Source organism: Geodermatophilus sp. SYSU D00815, from assembly GCF_054050035.1.
The window spans coordinates 209,353-224,981 of the sequence record NZ_JBJGYO010000001.1 but is presented as its reverse complement, the minus strand read 5'-3'; the positions used below and the strand labels follow the sequence as shown (position 1 = coordinate 224,981).

Sequence of the window (15,629 nt, the reverse complement as noted above, 5' to 3'; positions counted from 1 at the left end):
GCTCAGCCGTTCCCGCGGCCGTTGCCGCCGCCGTTGCCGCCGTTGCCGTTGCCGCCGGCGTTGCCGTGCCCGTTCCCGCCGCCGTTGCCGCGGCCGGTGCCGGTCGTCGCGGACTGCGTGGTCTCCGGCTGGGGCGCGGTCTCGGTCGTGGTCACGGTGGCGGCCTCGGGCGTGGTGGGCGCCGCGTACTCGTCCGGCACGCGCTCGCCCTTCCGGTGCGCCCAGTAGCGGACGTCCTCGCCGTTCGCGTAGCCGAGCCGGGCGCCCGAGCTCACCCAGTCGCCGAACGAGTCGTAGCCCTCGGGGCCGAGCTTCCACTGGTCGTAGGTCAGCGCCTCCCCGGCCGGCCCCTCGGCGGGCTCCCCGGTGGCGGCGTCGTCCTCGGATGTCGTGCCCGTGGTGGTGCCGGTGGTGTCGGCGCCGGTGCCGGCCGTCGTGCCGGTGTCCTGGGTGGGTGCGGGCGCGACCGGGGTCGACTCCTCGGCGACCTCGTCCTCGCGGGGGTCCGCGACCTCGACGCCCACGGTCTCGGCGACCGTGGCGAAGCCGTGCTGCAGGGAGTCCGGGAGGACCCCGGCGGTGCCGGCGCCGGTGAAGGCGACCAGGGCGATGCCCGCGCCGGTGGCCGCCTGGGCGACGGCGCCGGCGGAGGCGATCTTGGCGAGCAGGGCGGGGAAGAACATGGCGATGCGTCTCCGGGTGCGGGGCGCCGTCGCGCGCGACGGGCCGGTCTGGTCGGTGAGGAGACCAGAGGCCAGCAGGTCGGCGAGGGCCGCGTTCGGACGTCCCGGCCGGGACGTGCTCGAGCGCACCGCGTCCGCGAAGGCGGCCACCCCGGCCCCGTGCGCGGGGACGGGACGGCCGGCGAGGTAGGCCTCGAAGGCCTCCTCGGCGGCGCGGTCGTCGGCTGCTGTGGTCATCTCACCCTCGTCATCGCCGGACGGGCTCGGAGGGGTGCGCGCCGGCACCCACCCGATCGGAGGAGGTCTCGCGCTCGAGCCGGTCGCGCAGCGTGCGCAGGCCCCGCCGCTGCAGGGCCTTGACCGAGGGGACGGACCTGCCCAGCACCTCGCCGACCTGCTCCACTGTGAGGTCGGCGAGGATCCGCAGCAGGAGCACCGACCGCTGGTCGGCGGGGAGGCCGCCGCACAGCCGCTGGACGGTGTCGGCGCCGATGCGGGTCAGCGCGTCGTCCTCCACGTCGCCGCCGATCGAGGCGGTGAGGTCGCCGGGGTCGTCGACCACCTGCGGTCGGCGGCTGCGCCGCCGCCAGTCGTCGAGCAGCCGGCGGTGGGCGATCGTGAACACCCACGCGCGCAGCCCCGCCTCGTCACCGGAGAACCCGGCCAGGCCGGTGAAGACGCCGATGAACGTCTCGCTGGCCAGGTCGTCGGGCTCCGCGGCGCCGTGCAGCCGCAGGTACCCGGTCACGGCCGGCGCCAGGTCGCGGTAGAGCACCTCGAAGGCCCAGCCGGCGCCCGCCTGGGCGGCGGCGAGCACCTCGTCGAAGACCGGTCCCGTGCGCACGCCACCTCCTCCCGAGCCGCTGTCCTCCTCTCATCGGCGGGCCGACCGCGGAACTGGAGCGCGGCGGCGCGGCGCGGGGTTCCCTGCGGGCGGCCCGCCGAGGTCGCCCGTTACGCTCGGCCCGTTTCGGGAACTCATCCCGTCGTGTCACCGACGTCCGGTGGCCGGCACGTCCCTGGGAGGTCGACGGCTGTGAACCGCGCACTGCGCGCCGCCACGGTGGGTGTCCTGCTCGTCTCGCCGTTGGCGCTCTCCGCGTGCAGCGCCGGTCAGGTGAACCAGACCGCCACGCAGCTGCGCGACAAGGTCGGGCCGACGGCGCGGGCCGGTGAGATCGAGCTGCGCGCCGTCGAGCTGGCCTACCCGCGGGCCGGCAGCTACTCCCCGGGTGACGACGCCGAGCTGCGTATGGCGATCGTCAACGACGGCGACCAGGAGGACACCCTCACCGGCATCAGCGGCCCCAGCTTCTCGCGGGTCCGCATCACCGGCTCGCCGACCGGCACCGGCGCGCCGGCGGCGCCGGCCGCCCCGGGCGGCACCACGTCGACCGGCGCCGGCTCGATCACCATCCCCGCCGACTCCGTCGTCTACCTGGGCCAGAACTCGCAGACCGTCACGCTGGTCGACCTCGGCGAGGAGCTGCTCCCGTCGCAGAGCCTCGAGATCACGTTCACCTTCGCGGAGGCCGGCGAGGTCACCCTCGACGTGCCCGTCGGCGCCCCCGACGAGGAGGTCGAGCGCGGCGAGGCCTTCGACTTCCACCAGGAGGAGAACGAGGGCGAGGAGACCAACACCGAGGTCAGCGGCGGCATCGCCACGCAGCGCGAGGAGGGCGAGGGCGAGGGCTGACGCCCTGCCCCGTCGTTCCCCGGAACTGTCGGTCGCCGCGGTTACCGTCGGCGGGTGCCCCCTGCCGGAGTGAAGTCGCGCCCCGCCCACCGCTGCACCGAGTGCGGCTACGCCTCGGCCAAGTGGGTCGGGCGCTGTCCCGAGTGCCAGGCCTGGGGCACCCTGCAGGAGGTCGGCGCCGCCTCGTCCTCGCCGCTGCGCGCGGTCGGTGCCGGCCCGGTCACCGCGCCCGCGCGGCCGATCGCCAAGGTGCAGCTGGAGGGCGCCCGGGCGCAGCCCACCGGCATCCCGGAGTTCGACCGGGTGCTCGGCGGCGGGCTGGTGCCGGGCGCCGTGCTGCTGGTGGCCGGGGAGCCCGGCGTGGGCAAGTCGACGCTGCTGCTCGAGGTCGCCCAGCGGGTGGCCGCCGCGAACGGCCCGGCCCTGGTGGTCTCGGGTGAGGAGTCCGCGGCGCAGGTGCGGCTGCGCGCCGAGCGGATCGGGGCCCTGCACGAGCGGCTCTACCTCGCCGCCGAGACCGAGCTCTCCGCCGTCCTCGCGCACGTCGAGGAGGTGAACCCGACGCTGCTGGTCCTCGACAGCGTGCAGACGGTGCGGTCCCCGGCCGTGGAGGGCACCGACGGCGGCTCCACCCAGGTGCGCGCGGTGGCCGGCGCGCTCACCGCCGTCGCCAAGGCGCGGGGCATGACGACGATCCTGGTCGGGCACGTCACCAAGGACGGCAACGTCGCCGGGCCGCGCACCCTCGAGCACCTGGTCGACGTCGTCATCTCCTTCGACGGCGAGCGGCACTCCACCCTGCGGCTGATCCGGGCGACCAAGAACCGCTTCGGCCCGGCCGACGAGATCGGCTGCTTCGAGATCGGCGACGCCGGGGTGGTCGGGGTGCCCGACCCGTCGGCCCTGTTCGTCTCGCGGCGGGCCGTGCCGGTACCGGGCAGTTGCGTCACGGTGACGCTCGAGGGCAGCCGGCCGCTGCTGGCCGAGGTGCAGTCGCTGGTGGCCGCCTCCGCCGGGGGCGGCTCCCCGCGCCGCGCGGTGAGCGGGCTGGACTCGCAGCGGGTGGCCATGGTCAACGCCGTGGTCGAGCGCCGCGGCGGGGTCCGCCTCGCCGACGCCGACGTCTTCGCCGCGTCGGTGGGCGGGGTGCGCATCGCCGAGCCCGCCGCCGACCTCGCGCTCGCCCTGGCCATCGCCTCCGCGGCCAAGGACCAGCCGCTCCCGCGGGGCCTGGTCGCCCTGGGCGAGGTCGGCCTCTCCGGCGAGATCCGCCGGGTGGGCGGCACCGGCCGCCGGCTGGCCGAGGCGGCGCGCCAGGGGTACACCGTCGCGCTCGTCCCCGAGGACGCCGGTTCGGCGCCGCCCGGCATGCGGCTGGTGGAGGTCCCCGACCTCGGCGCCGCCTTCGCGCGCCTGTTCGGCGGGTGATCTGCGCGCCGCCGGTGATCCCGAGCCCGACTCCCCGAGCCTCGGCCACGTAGACTCAGCCGCCGCAACGTCTCGACCCGTCAGGAGCGCTCGTGCCCCCCGCTGTGGACCCCGAGGCCGCACTGCGCGAGCTCCTCGGCCGCATCGCCCCCGGCACCGCGCTGCGCGACGGCCTCGAGCGCATCCTCGCCGGCCGCACCGGCGCCCTCATCGTGCTGGGGTACGACCGGGTGGTCGAGTCCCTGTGCACCGGCGGGTTCGCCCTCGACGTCGCCCTGTCGGCCACGCGGCTGCGCGAGCTGGCCAAGATGGACGGCGCGGTCATCGTCTCCTACGACGGCACCCGGATCGTGCGCGCGGGCGTGCACCTCATGCCCGACCCGACCATCCCCACCGAGGAGTCGGGCACCCGGCACCGCACCGCCGAGCGGGTGGCGGTGCAGACCGGCTTCCCGGTGATCTCGGTCAGCCAGTCGATGCACATCATCTCGGTCTACGTCGCCGGGCGCCGCTACACGCTCGAGCACCCGACCACGATCCTGGCGCGCGCCAACCAGGCGCTGGCCGCCCTGGAGCGCTACAAGCTGCGCCTCGACGAGGTGGCCAGCACGCTCTCGGCGCTGGAGATCGAGGACCTGGTCACCGTCCGCGACGCGATGAGCGTCAGCCAGCGGCTGGAGATGGTCCGGCGGATCGCCGACGAGATCGAGGGCTTCGTCGTCGAGCTGGGCACCGACGGCCGGCTGCTGGCCCTCCAGCTCGACGAGATGCTCGCCGGCGTCGAGGAGGACCGCGGCCTGCTGGTCCGCGACTACCTGCCCGGCGGCGGCCGCCGGCCGAAGACGATCGACCAGGTGCTCACCGACCTGCGGTCGCTGTCGGCCACCGAGCTGCTCGACCTCTCCGCGGTGGCCCGCTGCTACGGGCTGCCCACCTCCCCCGACGCGCTGGACTCGCCCGTGAGCCCGCGCGGTTACCGGCTGCTGGCCCGCGTGCCCCGGCTGCCGGGCGGCATCATCGACCGGCTGGTCGACCACTTCGGCGGGCTGCAGAAGCTGCTCGCCGCCACGATCGAGGACCTCCTGGCCGTCGAGGGCGTCGGCGAGGCGCGGGCCCGGGGCATCCGCGAGGGGCTGTCCCGGCTGGCCGAGACCTCGATCCTCGACCGCTACAGCTAGACGGCCTCCCTCCAGGGGCCCGCCACGAGCGTGCGAGTGGCGGGGAGGAGGGAGGTCCTTCCTCCCGTCCTCCTCGGCCCTCGCACGTTCGAGCCTCGGGACGGGGCCGTCAGGACAGCTGCAGGATCGCGTCCGGGCTGACCGCGGTGTCCAGCCGGCCCCGCACCACGTAGCTGCCCGGCGGCGGGGGCACGCGCGGCGCGGCGCATGCCGGCTCGCTGGTCAGCCCGGTCCACACCACCGGGAACGTCACCACCTCGCCCGGGGCGAGGGTGCGCAGGTCGCTGCTCGTCTCCGGGACGCAGTCGTTGCTGCCCCACAGCCGGGCGCCCGCCGCGTCGAGGAGCACGAGCTCCTGCAGCTGCTTGTCCAGCGCCCGCACGCAGGGCACGCCGGAGGTGTTGACGACGGCCAGCTCGAGGGTGGTCTGCGCACCCGCGGGGGCGGTGCCCGGCGTCCGCACCTCGACGGCGATCATCGCGTCGCTGCACGGCCCCCCGGGCGCCGGGACGGGCGCCGCGGGCGGGGGCGCGTCCGCGGGCGCCGCCGTCGCCTCGGGGAGGCGCACGCCGGCCACCGAGGGGACGACGCGCTCCAGGGCGGGCGCGGCGGTCCCCGCCGGCGCGGGCCGGGTCGAGGAGGCGGTCGTGGTCGCGGCGTCGAACCGCCCGGTGGCGAGGGCGTGGCCGACCCAGCCGCTGCCGCCGAGGACCGACACCAGGAGGGTGAGCACGAGCACCCGGCGCCGCCAGTAGACGGCGGCCGGGAGGGGGCCCACCGGGTGCAACACGCGCCGAACGGTAAACGGCGGGGCCCTGCGGAGGTGCTCAGGCACGCCGCTGGGGACGGGAGGGCACACTGGGCCGTCGTGGGCACGCTCAGCGACACCGGCGAGGCGATCGTCGACTGGTACGCCACCGCGGCTCGCGACCTGCCCTGGCGCCGGCCGGGGGTGGACGCGTGGGCGGTGCTGGTCAGCGAGGTGATGCTGCAGCAGACGCCGGTGGCCCGGGTGGAGCCGGTGTGGCGGGACTGGATGGCCCGCTGGCCCACGCCGGAGGCGCTGGCGAAGGCCACGCCGGCCGAGGTGATCCGTGCCTGGGGCAAGCTCGGCTACCCGCGCCGGGCGCTGCGCCTGCGGGAGACCGCGGTGGCGCTCACCGAGCGGCACGGCGGCGCGGTGCCCGCCGACGTAGCCGAGCTGGAGGCGCTGCCGGGCATCGGGACGTACACGGCGCGCGCGGTCGCCTGCTTCGGGCACGGCCGGCCGCAGCCGGTGGTCGACACGAACGTGCGCCGGGTGGTCGCCCGCCTGGTCCACGGCCGCGCCGAGGCCGGCACCGCCCGCGCCGCCGACCTCACCGACGTCGCCGCCCTCGCCCCGGCGGCCCCGGAGCGGGCGGTGCGGTTCTCGGTGGCCGCGATGGAGCTCGGGGCGCTGGTCTGCGTGGCGGGAAACCCGCGCTGCCCCGCCTGCCCGGTGCGGGACCGGTGCGCCTGGCGGCTGGCCGGGTACCCCGCGCACGACGGACCGCCCCGGCGGGTGCAGAAGTTCGCCGGCACCGACCGGCAGGTGCGCGGGCGGCTGCTCGACGTGCTGCGCGCGGCCGCGCACCCGGTGGAACCGGCCGAGCTCGACGCCGCCTGGGACGACGCCGTCCAGCGGTCCCGCTGCCTGGACTCGCTGCTCACCGACGGTCTGGTCGAGCAGACCCCCGACGGCCGCTTCACCCTGCCGCAGAGCTGATCATCGGATTGTTGCCGCAGACACGCGCGGACCCGCCGTCGCGAGCGGCAACAGCCCGATGATCGGCCCGCGGGAACGGCAGAGGCCGCCCCACCCGGGCGGGTGGAGCGGCCTCTGTGCGTCCCCAGGGGGTCACTCGGCCTGGGCGGCCGGTCCCTCCTCGTCGCCGCCCGACAGGGCGACCGGCGGGGTGTCGGGCAGGTCGATCGGCTTGGCCTCGCCGCGGAAGGTGAACTTCGCGTCGGTGCCCTCGCCCTCGACGTCCACCACCACGATCTGGCCGGCGGCCAGCTCGCCGTAGAGGATCTTCTCGCTCAGCGCGTCCTCGATCTCGCGCTGGATCGTCCGGCGCAGCGGCCGGGCGCCCAGCACCGGGTCGAACCCGCGGGCCCCGAGGAGCTTCTTGGCGTTCTCGGTGACCTCGAGCGCCATGTCCTTGTTCGACAGCTGGCTCTCGACCCGGGCGAGCATCAGGTCGACGATCCGGATGATCTCCTTCTCGGTCAGCTGGTGGAACACGACGATGTCGTCGATGCGGTTGAGGAACTCAGGCCGGAAGTGCTGCTTGAGCTCGTCGTGGACGCGCACCTTCATGCGCTCGTAGTTCGACTGGTTGTCGTTCCCGGCCTGGAAGCCGAGGCCGACCGCCTTCGAGATGTCGCGCGTGCCGAGGTTGGTCGTGAGGATCAGGATCGTGTTCTTGAAGTCCACGATGCGGCCCTGACCGTCGGTGAGGCGACCGTCCTCCAGCACCTGCAGGAGCGTGTTGAACACGTCCGCGTGCGCCTTCTCGATCTCGTCGAAGAGCACCACCGAGAACGGCTTGCGCCGCACCTTCTCGGTGAGCTGGCCGCCCTCGTCGTAACCGACGTAACCGGGAGGGGCACCGACGAGCCGGGAAACGGTGAAGCGGTCGTGGAACTCACCCATGTCGATCTGGATGAGCGCGTCGTCCTCACCGAAGAGGAAGTTCGCGAGCGCCTTCGCCAGCTCGGTCTTACCGACACCCGAGGGGCCGGCGAAGATGAACGAACCACCCGGACGGCGCGGGTCCTTGAGGCCGGCGCGCGTGCGGCGGATCGCCTGGCTGACGCTCTTGATGGCCTCTTCCTGGCCGATGATCCGCTTGTGGAGCTCGTCCTCCATGCGGAGCAGACGCGTGGTCTCCTCCTCGGTGAGCTTGAAGACGGGGATGCCGGTCCAGTTGGCCAGCACCTCGGCGATCTGCTCGTCGTCGACCTCGGCGACGACGTCCATGTCGCCGGCCTTCCACGCCTTCTCCCGCTCGGCCTTCTCGGCCAGGAGCTGCTTCTCCTTGTCGCGCAGCGACGCGGCCTTCTCGAAGTCCTGCGCGTCGATCGCCGACTCCTTCTCGCGGCGGATGCCGGCGATCCGGTCGTCGAACTCGCGCAGGTCCGGCGGGGCGGTCATCCGCTTGATCCGCATCCGGGCGCCGGCCTCGTCGATGAGGTCGATCGCCTTGTCGGGCAGGAAGCGGTCGGAGATGTACCGGTCGGCCAGCGTCGCGGCGGCGACCAGGGCGCCGTCGGTGATGCTGATCCGGTGGTGCGCCTCGTAGCGGTCGCGCAGGCCCTTGAGGATCTCGATCGTGTGGGTCAGCGTCGGCTCGCCCACCTGGATCGGCTGGAACCGCCGCTCGAGGGCGGCGTCCTTCTCGAGGTGCTTGCGGTACTCGTCGAGCGTGGTGGCGCCGATGGTCTGCAGCTCACCGCGGGCCAGCATCGGCTTGAGGATGCTGGCGGCGTCGATCGCGCCCTCCGCGGCTCCGGCCCCGACGAGGGTGTGGATCTCGTCGATGAACAGGATGATGTCGCCGCGGGTGCGGATCTCCTTGAGGACCTTCTTCAGCCGCTCCTCGAAGTCACCGCGGTAGCGGGAACCGGCGACGAGCGCGCCGAGGTCGAGGGTGTAGAGCTGCTTGTCCTTCAGCGTCTCGGGCACCTCGCCCTTGACGATGGCCTGGGCCAGGCCCTCGACGACGGCGGTCTTGCCGACGCCGGGCTCGCCGATGAGGACGGGGTTGTTCTTGGTCCGCCGCGACAGGACCTGCATGACCCGCTCGATCTCCTTGGCCCGCCCGATGACCGGGTCGAGCTTGGAGTCGCGCGCGGCCTGGGTCAGGTTGCGGCCGAACTGGTCGAGGACCAGCGAGGTCGACGGCGTGCCCTCGGCCGGGCCGCCGGCCGCGGCCGGCTCCTTGCCCTGGTAGCCCGAGAGCAGCTGGATGACCTGCTGGCGGACGCGGTTGAGGTCGGCGCCGAGCTTCACGAGGACCTGGGCGGCCACGCCCTCGCCCTCGCGGATCAGGCCGAGCAGGATGTGCTCGGTGCCGATGTAGTTGTGGCCGAGCTGCAGCGCCTCGCGCAGCGACAGCTCCAGCACCTTCTTCGCCCGCGGGGTGAAGGGGATGTGCCCGGACGGGGCCTGCTGGCCCTGGCCGATGATCTCCTCCACCTGCTGGCGGACGCCCTCCAGCGAGATGCCGAGGGACTCGAGCGCCTTGGCCGCGACACCTTCGCCCTCGTGGATCAGGCCCAGGAGGATGTGCTCGGTGCCGATGTAGTTGTGGTTGAGCATCCGGGCCTCTTCCTGGGCCAGGACGACGACTCGGCGGGCTCGGTCGGTGAACCGTTCGAACATCTGCTGCTTCTCCTCTGACCGGCTGGTCCGGCTGGTTCCCCCGGGTGTCCGGACGGAACATCCGACTGGAGTCGGCGCGCTGGCGCACCGGTCATTCCACTGTAGTCACGGACCACGCCGTCCCGTCGGCCCGGAGGCGTGGGGGCGGTGGGTGGCTGCCCGGTCCAACCGATGCTGGCGCAGCGGTGTTCCGTCGTGGTTACGCCGTCAGCGGACACGCCGCCCGGACGCGTCGGGTGTCCATCCGTCCCCCTCCGCACCGCCTACCCCCCGGTAACGACACCGGGCCCGGCCCCCTTCTCAGGAGCCGGGCCCGGTGACCGGATGGAACGGCCCCCTCGCAGGGCCCCGGCACGAGCGGAGCGAGTGCTGGGGGGTGAGGGGGTCCTTCTTCAGTGGGCGGCTTCGTAGGCCTCCACGACGCTGGCCGGGATGCGGCCGCGGTCGCTGACCTGGTGCCCGTTCTTGCGGGCCCACTCACGGATGGCACCGGCCTGCTCGCGGTCCATGCGGCCACCACCGGTGGCACGCGACCGCCCCCCGCCCGAGGCGCGACCCGCACGGCCGACCTTGCGCGCCGCCTGGACGTAGCGCGAGAAGACGTCGCGCATCTCCTTGGCGTTCTTCTCGGAGAGGTCGATCTCGTAGTTGGTGCCGTCCAGGGCAAAGCTGACGGTCTCGTCCGCGGAGAGATTGTCGTCGAGGTCGTCGCTCAGGATCACCTGAACCTTGCGGGCCATTCAGTTCCCTCGATTCGTGTGTGCGGACCGGGCGTCATTTCCACCCGGTATCCCCGTGCGGACCCATTTGACCACGACGAGGAGCGGAAACCCAATACCCGGGCGCGCGCTCACACTTTAGGGAAGCAAATGACGGTTTGCGTTCACGACCCGTTCCGGAACCTTCCCCCGGCGCTCAGGAAGAAAGCGGGCGAACGAGCGGGAAAAGGATGGTCTCGCGGATCCCGAGGCCGGTGAGCGTCATCATCAACCGGTCCATCCCCATGCCCATCCCGCCGGTCGGGGGCATGCCGTACTCGAGGGCCTCGAGGAAGTCCTCGTCGAGCACCATCGCCTCCGGGTCACCGGCCGCGGCGAGCACCGCCTGGGCGGTGAACCGCTCCCGCTGCACGACCGGGTCGACCAGTTCGGAGTAGGCGGTCGCCCGCTCCACCCCGGCGATGTAGAGGTCCCACTTCTCGGCCAGTCCGGGCGTGGTGCGGTGCGCCCGGGTCAGCGGCGAGGTGTCGACCGGGTAGTCGACGACGAAGGTCGGCGCCTGCAGGGTGTGCTGGACCAGCGCCTCGAAGATCTCCTCGACCACCTTGCCGGGGACCCACTTCGGGTCGACGCCGACGTCGTGCCGCTCGGCGAGCTCGCGCAGCCGCTCGACCGGCGTCTCGGGGGTGATCTCCTCGCCGACCGCCTCCGACACCGCGGAGTAGAGCGGCACCTGCGGCCACTCCCCCGACAGGTCGATCTCCGTGCCGTCGTGGTGCCGCGCGACGTGGTCGCCGAACAGGGCCTCCGCGCACTCCTGGACCAGCTCGCGGGTGAGCGTGGCCATCACCTGGTAGTCGGCGTAGGCCTGGTAGCACTCGAGCATCGCGAACTCCGGCGAGTGCGAGCTGTCGGCGCCCTCGTTGCGGAAGTTGCGGTTGATCTCGAAGACCCGGTCGAGCCCGCCGACGATGCACCGCTTGAGGAACAGCTCCGGTGCGATGCGCAGGTACAGGTCGAGGTCGAAGGCGTTCATGTGGGTGCGGAACGGCCGCGCCGCCGCGCCGCCGTGCACGGTCTGCAGCATCGGCGTCTCGACCTCGAGGAAGCCGCGGGCGGTGAGGCCGGCTCGCAGGGTCGACATCACGGTCGCGCGCTGGCGCACCGTGCGCCGGGCCTCGTCGCGGACGATGAGGTCGACGTAGCGGCGGCGGACCCGCAGCTCCTCGCTCATCGGCTTGTGCGCCACCGGCAGCGGGCGCAGCGCCTTGGCGGTGAGCTGCCAGCGGTCGGCGAAGACGGAGAGCTCGCCGCGCCGCGACGTCCCGATCTCGCCCTCGACGAAGACGTGGTCGCCGAGGTCGACGTCGGCCTTCCAGGCGGCCAGCGACTGCTCGCCGACCCGGTCGAGCGAGAGCATCACCTGCAGCTCGGCGTCGCCCTCGCGCAGCGTGGCGAAGCACAGCTTGCCGGTGTTGCGGACGAAGATCACCCGGCCCGTGACGCCGGCCCGCTCGCCGGTCATCGTGTCCGGCTCGAGGTCGGGGTGCTTCTCGCGGACCTCGGCGAGCGTGGCCGTGCGCGGCACCGCCACCGGGTAGGGGTCGACCCCCGACTCGCGGAGGCGGTCCAGCTTGGCCCGGCGCACCCGCAGCTGCTCGGGGAGTTCGTCGTCCGGCGGGCCGGGAGGTTCCTCGGTCATCAGGTGGTCAGCCTACGGGGAGGCCGGACGGCGACCTGCCCCCTGATGCCGCTCGAACGCCAGCCGCAGCCCGTGGACCGTCAGGTCGGGTTCGCGCTCGCCGATCGACCGGCAGCTGTCGACCACCAGTGGGGAGAGCCCCCCGGTGGCGACGACGACCGGCGCGGCCCCGAACTGCGCCACGATCTCGGCCGCGATCCGGGCGACCAGCCCGTCGACCAGCCCGGCGAACCCGAGCACGAGGCCCGACTGCAGCGCGGCCACGGTGTTCTTGCCGATGGCCTGCGGCGGCACGGTCAGCTCCACCGACCGCAGCTGCGCCGCCCGGCTGGCCAGCGCGTCGAGGCTGACCTCCACGCCCGGCGCCAGCGCGCCGCCGAGGAACTGCCCGTCGGGGCCGACGGCGTCGACGTTGGTCGAGGTGCCGAAGTCGACGACGACGACCGGCCGGCCGCGGCCGTCGGGCCAGCGGCCGAACAGCTCGTGCGCGGCCAGCGCGGTCACCACGCGGTCGGCGCCCACCTCGCGCGGGTTGTCGACGTGCAGCGGGACGCCGGTGCGCACACCAGGGCCGATGAGCACGACCGGCACCTCGAGGGAGTCGAGCAGCGAGCGCAGCGACGGCAGCAGCGCCGGCACCGTGGAGCACGCGGCGACGCCGGTGATCTCGGCGTCGCGCAGCAGCCCGCGCCAGGTCATGCGCAGCTCGTCGGCGGTCGCCCGGGGGTGGGTGGTGACCCGCCAGCACCCGACCCGCCGCTCGCCGTCGAACGTGGCGAGGACGGTCTGGCTGTTCCCCACGTCGACGCAGAGGAGCACCCCTCAGCCCGCCCGCAGGGCCGGGTCGCGCAGGTCCAGGGCGAGGTCGAGGACGGGCGAGCTGTGCGTCAGCGCCCCCACCGAGAGGTAGTCGACGCCGGTCTCGGCGACCTCGCGGGCGACCGCCAGCGTCAGTCCGCCGGTGGCCTCCAGCTCCGCCCGGCCGCCGACCAGGGCGACCACCTCGCGCAGCACCGCCGGCGGCATGTTGTCGCAGAGCAGGAAGCCGGCGCCGGCCTCGACCGCCTCCACCGCCTGCGCCGGGGTGTCGACCTCCACCTGGACGGCGACGCGGGGGGCCCGCTCCCGCACGGCGGCCACCGCCGCGGCCACCGAGCCGGCCGCGGCCACGTGGTTGTCCTTGACCATGGCCACGTCGTAGAGGCCCATCCGCTTGTTCGTGCCGCCGCCGCAGCGCACGGCGTACTTCTCCAGCGGCCGCAGGCCGGGCGTGGTCTTGCGGGTGTCGAGCACGGTGGCCCCCGTGCCGGCGATCGCGTCGGCCCAGGCGCGGGTGTGCGTGGCGATGCCGCTGGCCCGGCCGGCGATGTTCAGCGCGCTGCGCTCGGCGGCCAGCAGCGCCCGCACCGGCCCGCGGACGGTGAGCAGGACGTCGCCGCGCCGCACCCGGTCGCCGTCGGACGCCGACGCGGTGAGCGTCGCGCCCGGGGCCAGGCGCAGGAACACCCGGGCCGCGACCGGCAGCCCGGCGACGACGCCGTCGGCGCGGGCGACCAGGTCGGCCGTGCCCAGCTGACCGGGCGGGATCGTGGCGGCGCTGGTGACGTCGTAGGAGACGGCGAGGTCGGGCGGGCCGGGCAGCGGGGCGCCGCCGGTGAGGTCCTCGGCGAGGGTGCGCTCGACCAGCTCGGCCACCCAGGCCTCGGACAGCCCGGTGCCGGCCAGGTCGGCCGGGTCGTCGCTCACCAGCTACCCCCCCACCGGGGCGCCGACCGGGCGGCGGGCCAGCCGCAGCCGGCCGTGCTCGTCGAGCCGGACGTCGAGGTGCACCCGCCACTCCTCCTCCGTGCCGGGGTGGTCCTCCCGCCAGTGGCAGCCGCGGGTCTCCTCCCGCGCCGCCGCGGCCGCGGTCAGCGCGCTGGCGACGGTGAGCAGGTCGGTGGCCTCCCAGCTCTCCACGCCCGGCCGCAGCGGTCCGAGACCGGCGGCCAGCGCGGCTAGCGTGTCGACGGCCGCGCCCAGCCCGGCGCCGCTGCGCAGCGCGCCGACGTGCTCCGACATCGTGCCGGTGACCCGGGCGCGGCCGGCCGGGTCGAGCAGCCCGGAGGACGCCGGGGCCTCCTCGCGCGCCGGCTCGGGGGTGGGCAGCTCGCGGGCCAGGGACTCGCCGATGCGGGCGGCGAACACCAGCCCCTCGAGCAGCGAGTTCGACGCCAGCCGGTTGGCGCCGTGCACACCGGTGCAGGCCACCTCGCCGCAGGCGTACAGGCCCGGCACCGTCGTCCGGCCCGACAGGTCGGTGGCCAGCCCGCCGGAGGCGTAGTGCGCGGCCGGCGTGACCGGGACGAGCTCGGTCACCGGGTCGATCCCGGCCTCGCGGCAGCTGGCGACGATGGTCGGGAAGCGCTCGACGAGGTCGGGCACGTGCCGGGCGTCGAGCCAGACGTGCGGCACGCCGTCGCGCAGCTGGACCCGGGTGATCGCCTTGGCGACGACGTCGCGCGGGGCCAGCTCGGCCATCGGGTGGACGTCGTTCATGAACCGCCGGCCGGCCCCGTCGAGCAGCACCGCGCCCTCGCCGCGCAGCGCCTCGCTGACCAGCGGCTGCTGGCCGCGGGCGCCGGGGCCGCGGTAGAGCGCGGTCGGGTGGAACTGCACGAACTCCAGGTCGGTGGCGACCGCGCCGGCGCGCAGGCCCAGCGCGACGCCGTCCCCCGTGGAGACCGAGGGGTTGGTGGTGGCGGCGTAGACCTGGCCCATCCCGCCGGTGGCCAGGACGACGGCGCGGGCGCGGACCGCGCCGACGCCGTCCTCGGTGCCCTCCCCCAGCACGTGCAGGGTGACGCCGGCGGCGCGGCCGTCGTCGTCGCGGAGCAGGTCGAGGACCATCGCGTGCTCGACGAGGGTGATGCCGGGGTCGGCGTGCACGGCGCTGCACAGCGCGCGCATCACCTCGGCGCCGGTGGCGTCGCCGCCGGCGTGCACGATGCGGTTGGCCGAGTGCCCGCCCTCGCGGGTGAGCAGCAGGTGCCCGGCGGGGTCGCGGTCGAACGCGGCGCCCCAGCCGATGAGCTGGCGCAGCCGCTCGGGGCCCTCGTGCACGAGGGCGTCGACCGCGGCGGGCTCGCACAGGCCGACGCCGGCGACGTGGGTGTCGCGGGCGTGCGCCTCGGGGGTGTCGGCGGGGTCCAGGACGGCCGCGATGCCGCCCTGCGCCCAGCGGGTCGACCCGTCGTCGACCAGCACCTTGGTGACGACGGCGACGGAGAGGCCGGCGGCGCGCGCGTGCAGGGCGACGCAGAGCCCGGCCACGCCGGAGCCGACGACGCAGACGTCGGCGGACAGCTCCCACCCGGGGGCGGGGGCGGTGAGCCGCAGCGGCAGCCCGGTCGCAGTGAGGGTCGTCACCGCTGGATCGTGTCGCCCCGCACCTGCCCGAGCACACCCGGGGCGGGCGCGGCGGGGTCGCCGCCGAGCTCGACGATGCGGTTGGCGCCGTCGACGTGCACGACCCTGGGGATGTAGCTCTTCGCCTCGGTCTCGTCCATGACGCCGTAGCTGATCATGATGACCAGGTCGCCGGGGTGGACCAGGTGCGCGGCGGCGCCGTTGATCCCGATGACGCCGCTGCCCCGCTCGCCGGGGATCACGTAGGTCTCCAGGCGGGCGCCGTTGGTGACGTCGACGACGGCCACCTGCTCGCCGGGGAGCAGGTCGGCGGCGTCCATGAGGTCCTCGTCGATGGTGACCGAGCCGACGTAGTGCAGGTCGGCCTGGGTCACCGTCGCGCGGTGGATCTTGGACTTGAGCATCGT

Annotated in this window: 14 protein-coding genes; 4 read left to right on the top strand and 10 right to left on the bottom strand. The window is 74.5% G+C overall.

Going from position 1 to position 15,629, the window contains the following annotated elements; all coding sequences use genetic code 11:
• Window positions 1-2: 2 nt before the first annotated feature.
• Together ACI78S_RS01140 and ACI78S_RS01135 are read right to left on the bottom strand one after the other, a co-directional pair.
• Window positions 3-920 (bottom strand): hypothetical protein, encoded by a 918-nt coding sequence (locus ACI78S_RS01140; protein ID WP_456970352.1) that lies wholly within the window; start codon window positions 918-920, stop codon window positions 3-5.
• A gap of 10 nt (window positions 921-930) precedes the next feature.
• A complete protein-coding gene (locus ACI78S_RS01135; protein WP_456970351.1) occupies window positions 931-1,527 on the bottom strand; it encodes an RNA polymerase sigma factor in 597 nt (198 codons plus the stop codon).
• 192 nt (window positions 1,528-1,719) lie between these two features.
• On the opposite strand from ACI78S_RS01135, the gene ACI78S_RS01130 reads away from it, so the two are divergent.
• From ACI78S_RS01130 to disA, 3 genes are all read left to right on the top strand, one after another.
• Entirely contained in the window at window positions 1,720-2,379 is a 660-nt protein-coding gene (locus ACI78S_RS01130) for a copper chaperone PCu(A)C (protein ID WP_456970350.1), read from the top strand.
• Window positions 2,380-2,433: 54 nt separating this feature from the next.
• Window positions 2,434-3,807 (top strand): DNA repair protein RadA, encoded by a 1,374-nt coding sequence (radA, locus tag ACI78S_RS01125; RefSeq protein ID WP_456970349.1) that lies wholly within the window; start codon window positions 2,434-2,436, stop codon window positions 3,805-3,807.
• Window positions 3,808-3,899: 92 nt separating this feature from the next.
• A complete protein-coding gene (disA, locus tag ACI78S_RS01120) occupies window positions 3,900-4,985 on the top strand; it encodes a DNA integrity scanning diadenylate cyclase DisA (protein ID WP_456970348.1) in 1,086 nt (361 codons plus the stop codon).
• Window positions 4,986-5,094: 109 nt separating this feature from the next.
• Here the strand turns inward: disA and ACI78S_RS01115 are convergent, their stop codons facing one another.
• On the bottom strand, window positions 5,095-5,775 hold the full coding sequence (locus ACI78S_RS01115; RefSeq protein WP_456970347.1) for a MucR family transcriptional regulator: 681 nt from the start codon (window positions 5,773-5,775) through the stop codon (window positions 5,095-5,097).
• Between the two features lie 78 nt (window positions 5,776-5,853).
• Here ACI78S_RS01115 and ACI78S_RS01110 point away from each other — a divergent pair, with 78 nt between their 5' ends.
• Window positions 5,854-6,732 (top strand): A/G-specific adenine glycosylase, encoded by an 879-nt coding sequence (locus ACI78S_RS01110; protein ID WP_456970346.1) that lies wholly within the window; start codon window positions 5,854-5,856, stop codon window positions 6,730-6,732.
• Between the two features lie 132 nt (window positions 6,733-6,864).
• Here the strand turns inward: ACI78S_RS01110 and ACI78S_RS01105 are convergent, their stop codons facing one another.
• From ACI78S_RS01105 to panD, 7 genes are all read right to left on the bottom strand, one after another.
• Window positions 6,865-9,393, bottom strand: a complete 2,529-nt coding sequence (locus ACI78S_RS01105) for an ATP-dependent Clp protease ATP-binding subunit (protein WP_456970345.1) — start codon at window positions 9,391-9,393, stop codon at window positions 6,865-6,867.
• A 392-nt stretch (window positions 9,394-9,785) separates the two neighbouring features.
• Window positions 9,786-10,133 (bottom strand): histone-like nucleoid-structuring protein Lsr2, encoded by a 348-nt coding sequence (locus tag ACI78S_RS01100; RefSeq protein WP_456970344.1) that lies wholly within the window; start codon window positions 10,131-10,133, stop codon window positions 9,786-9,788.
• Between the two features lie 175 nt (window positions 10,134-10,308).
• Window positions 10,309-11,814 carry a lysine--tRNA ligase gene (lysS, locus tag ACI78S_RS01095; RefSeq protein WP_456970343.1) on the bottom strand — a complete coding sequence of 502 codons (1,506 nt, stop codon included), beginning with the start codon at window positions 11,812-11,814 and terminating at the stop codon, window positions 10,309-10,311.
• 12 nt (window positions 11,815-11,826) lie between these two features.
• The gene (locus ACI78S_RS01090) at window positions 11,827-12,633 is read right to left on the bottom strand and encodes a type III pantothenate kinase (protein WP_456970342.1); all 807 of its coding nucleotides are present in this window, start codon (window positions 12,631-12,633) and stop codon (window positions 11,827-11,829) included.
• 3 nt (window positions 12,634-12,636) lie between these two features.
• The gene (nadC, locus tag ACI78S_RS01085) at window positions 12,637-13,560 is read right to left on the bottom strand and encodes a carboxylating nicotinate-nucleotide diphosphorylase (RefSeq protein ID WP_456970341.1); all 924 of its coding nucleotides are present in this window, start codon (window positions 13,558-13,560) and stop codon (window positions 12,637-12,639) included.
• Between the two features lie 3 nt (window positions 13,561-13,563).
• Entirely contained in the window at window positions 13,564-15,222 is a 1,659-nt protein-coding gene (locus ACI78S_RS01080; RefSeq protein ID WP_456970340.1) for an L-aspartate oxidase, read from the bottom strand.
• A complete protein-coding gene (gene panD / locus ACI78S_RS01075) occupies window positions 15,219-15,626 on the bottom strand; it encodes an aspartate 1-decarboxylase (RefSeq protein WP_456970339.1) in 408 nt (135 codons plus the stop codon). Before panD ends, ACI78S_RS01080 begins: the two co-directional genes overlap by 4 nt.
• Window positions 15,627-15,629: the final 3 nt, after the last annotated feature.

Bases quoted from the DNA above. Each gene is read 5' to 3' on its own strand.
- ACI78S_RS01140 (WP_456970352.1), bottom strand. From the start codon at position 920: ATGACCACAGCAGCCGACGACCGCGCCGCCGAGGAGGCCTTCGAGGCC.
- ACI78S_RS01105 (WP_456970345.1), bottom strand. From the start codon at position 9,393: ATGTTCGAACGGTTCACCGACCGAGCCCGCCGAGTCGTCGTCCTGGCC.
- ACI78S_RS01100 (WP_456970344.1), bottom strand. From the start codon at position 10,133: ATGGCCCGCAAGGTTCAGGTGATCCTGAGCGACGACCTCGACGACAAT.
- lysS (WP_456970343.1), bottom strand. From the start codon at position 11,814: ATGACCGAGGAACCTCCCGGCCCGCCGGACGACGAACTCCCCGAGCAG.
- panD (WP_456970339.1), bottom strand. From the start codon at position 15,626: ATGCTCAAGTCCAAGATCCACCGCGCGACGGTGACCCAGGCCGACCTG.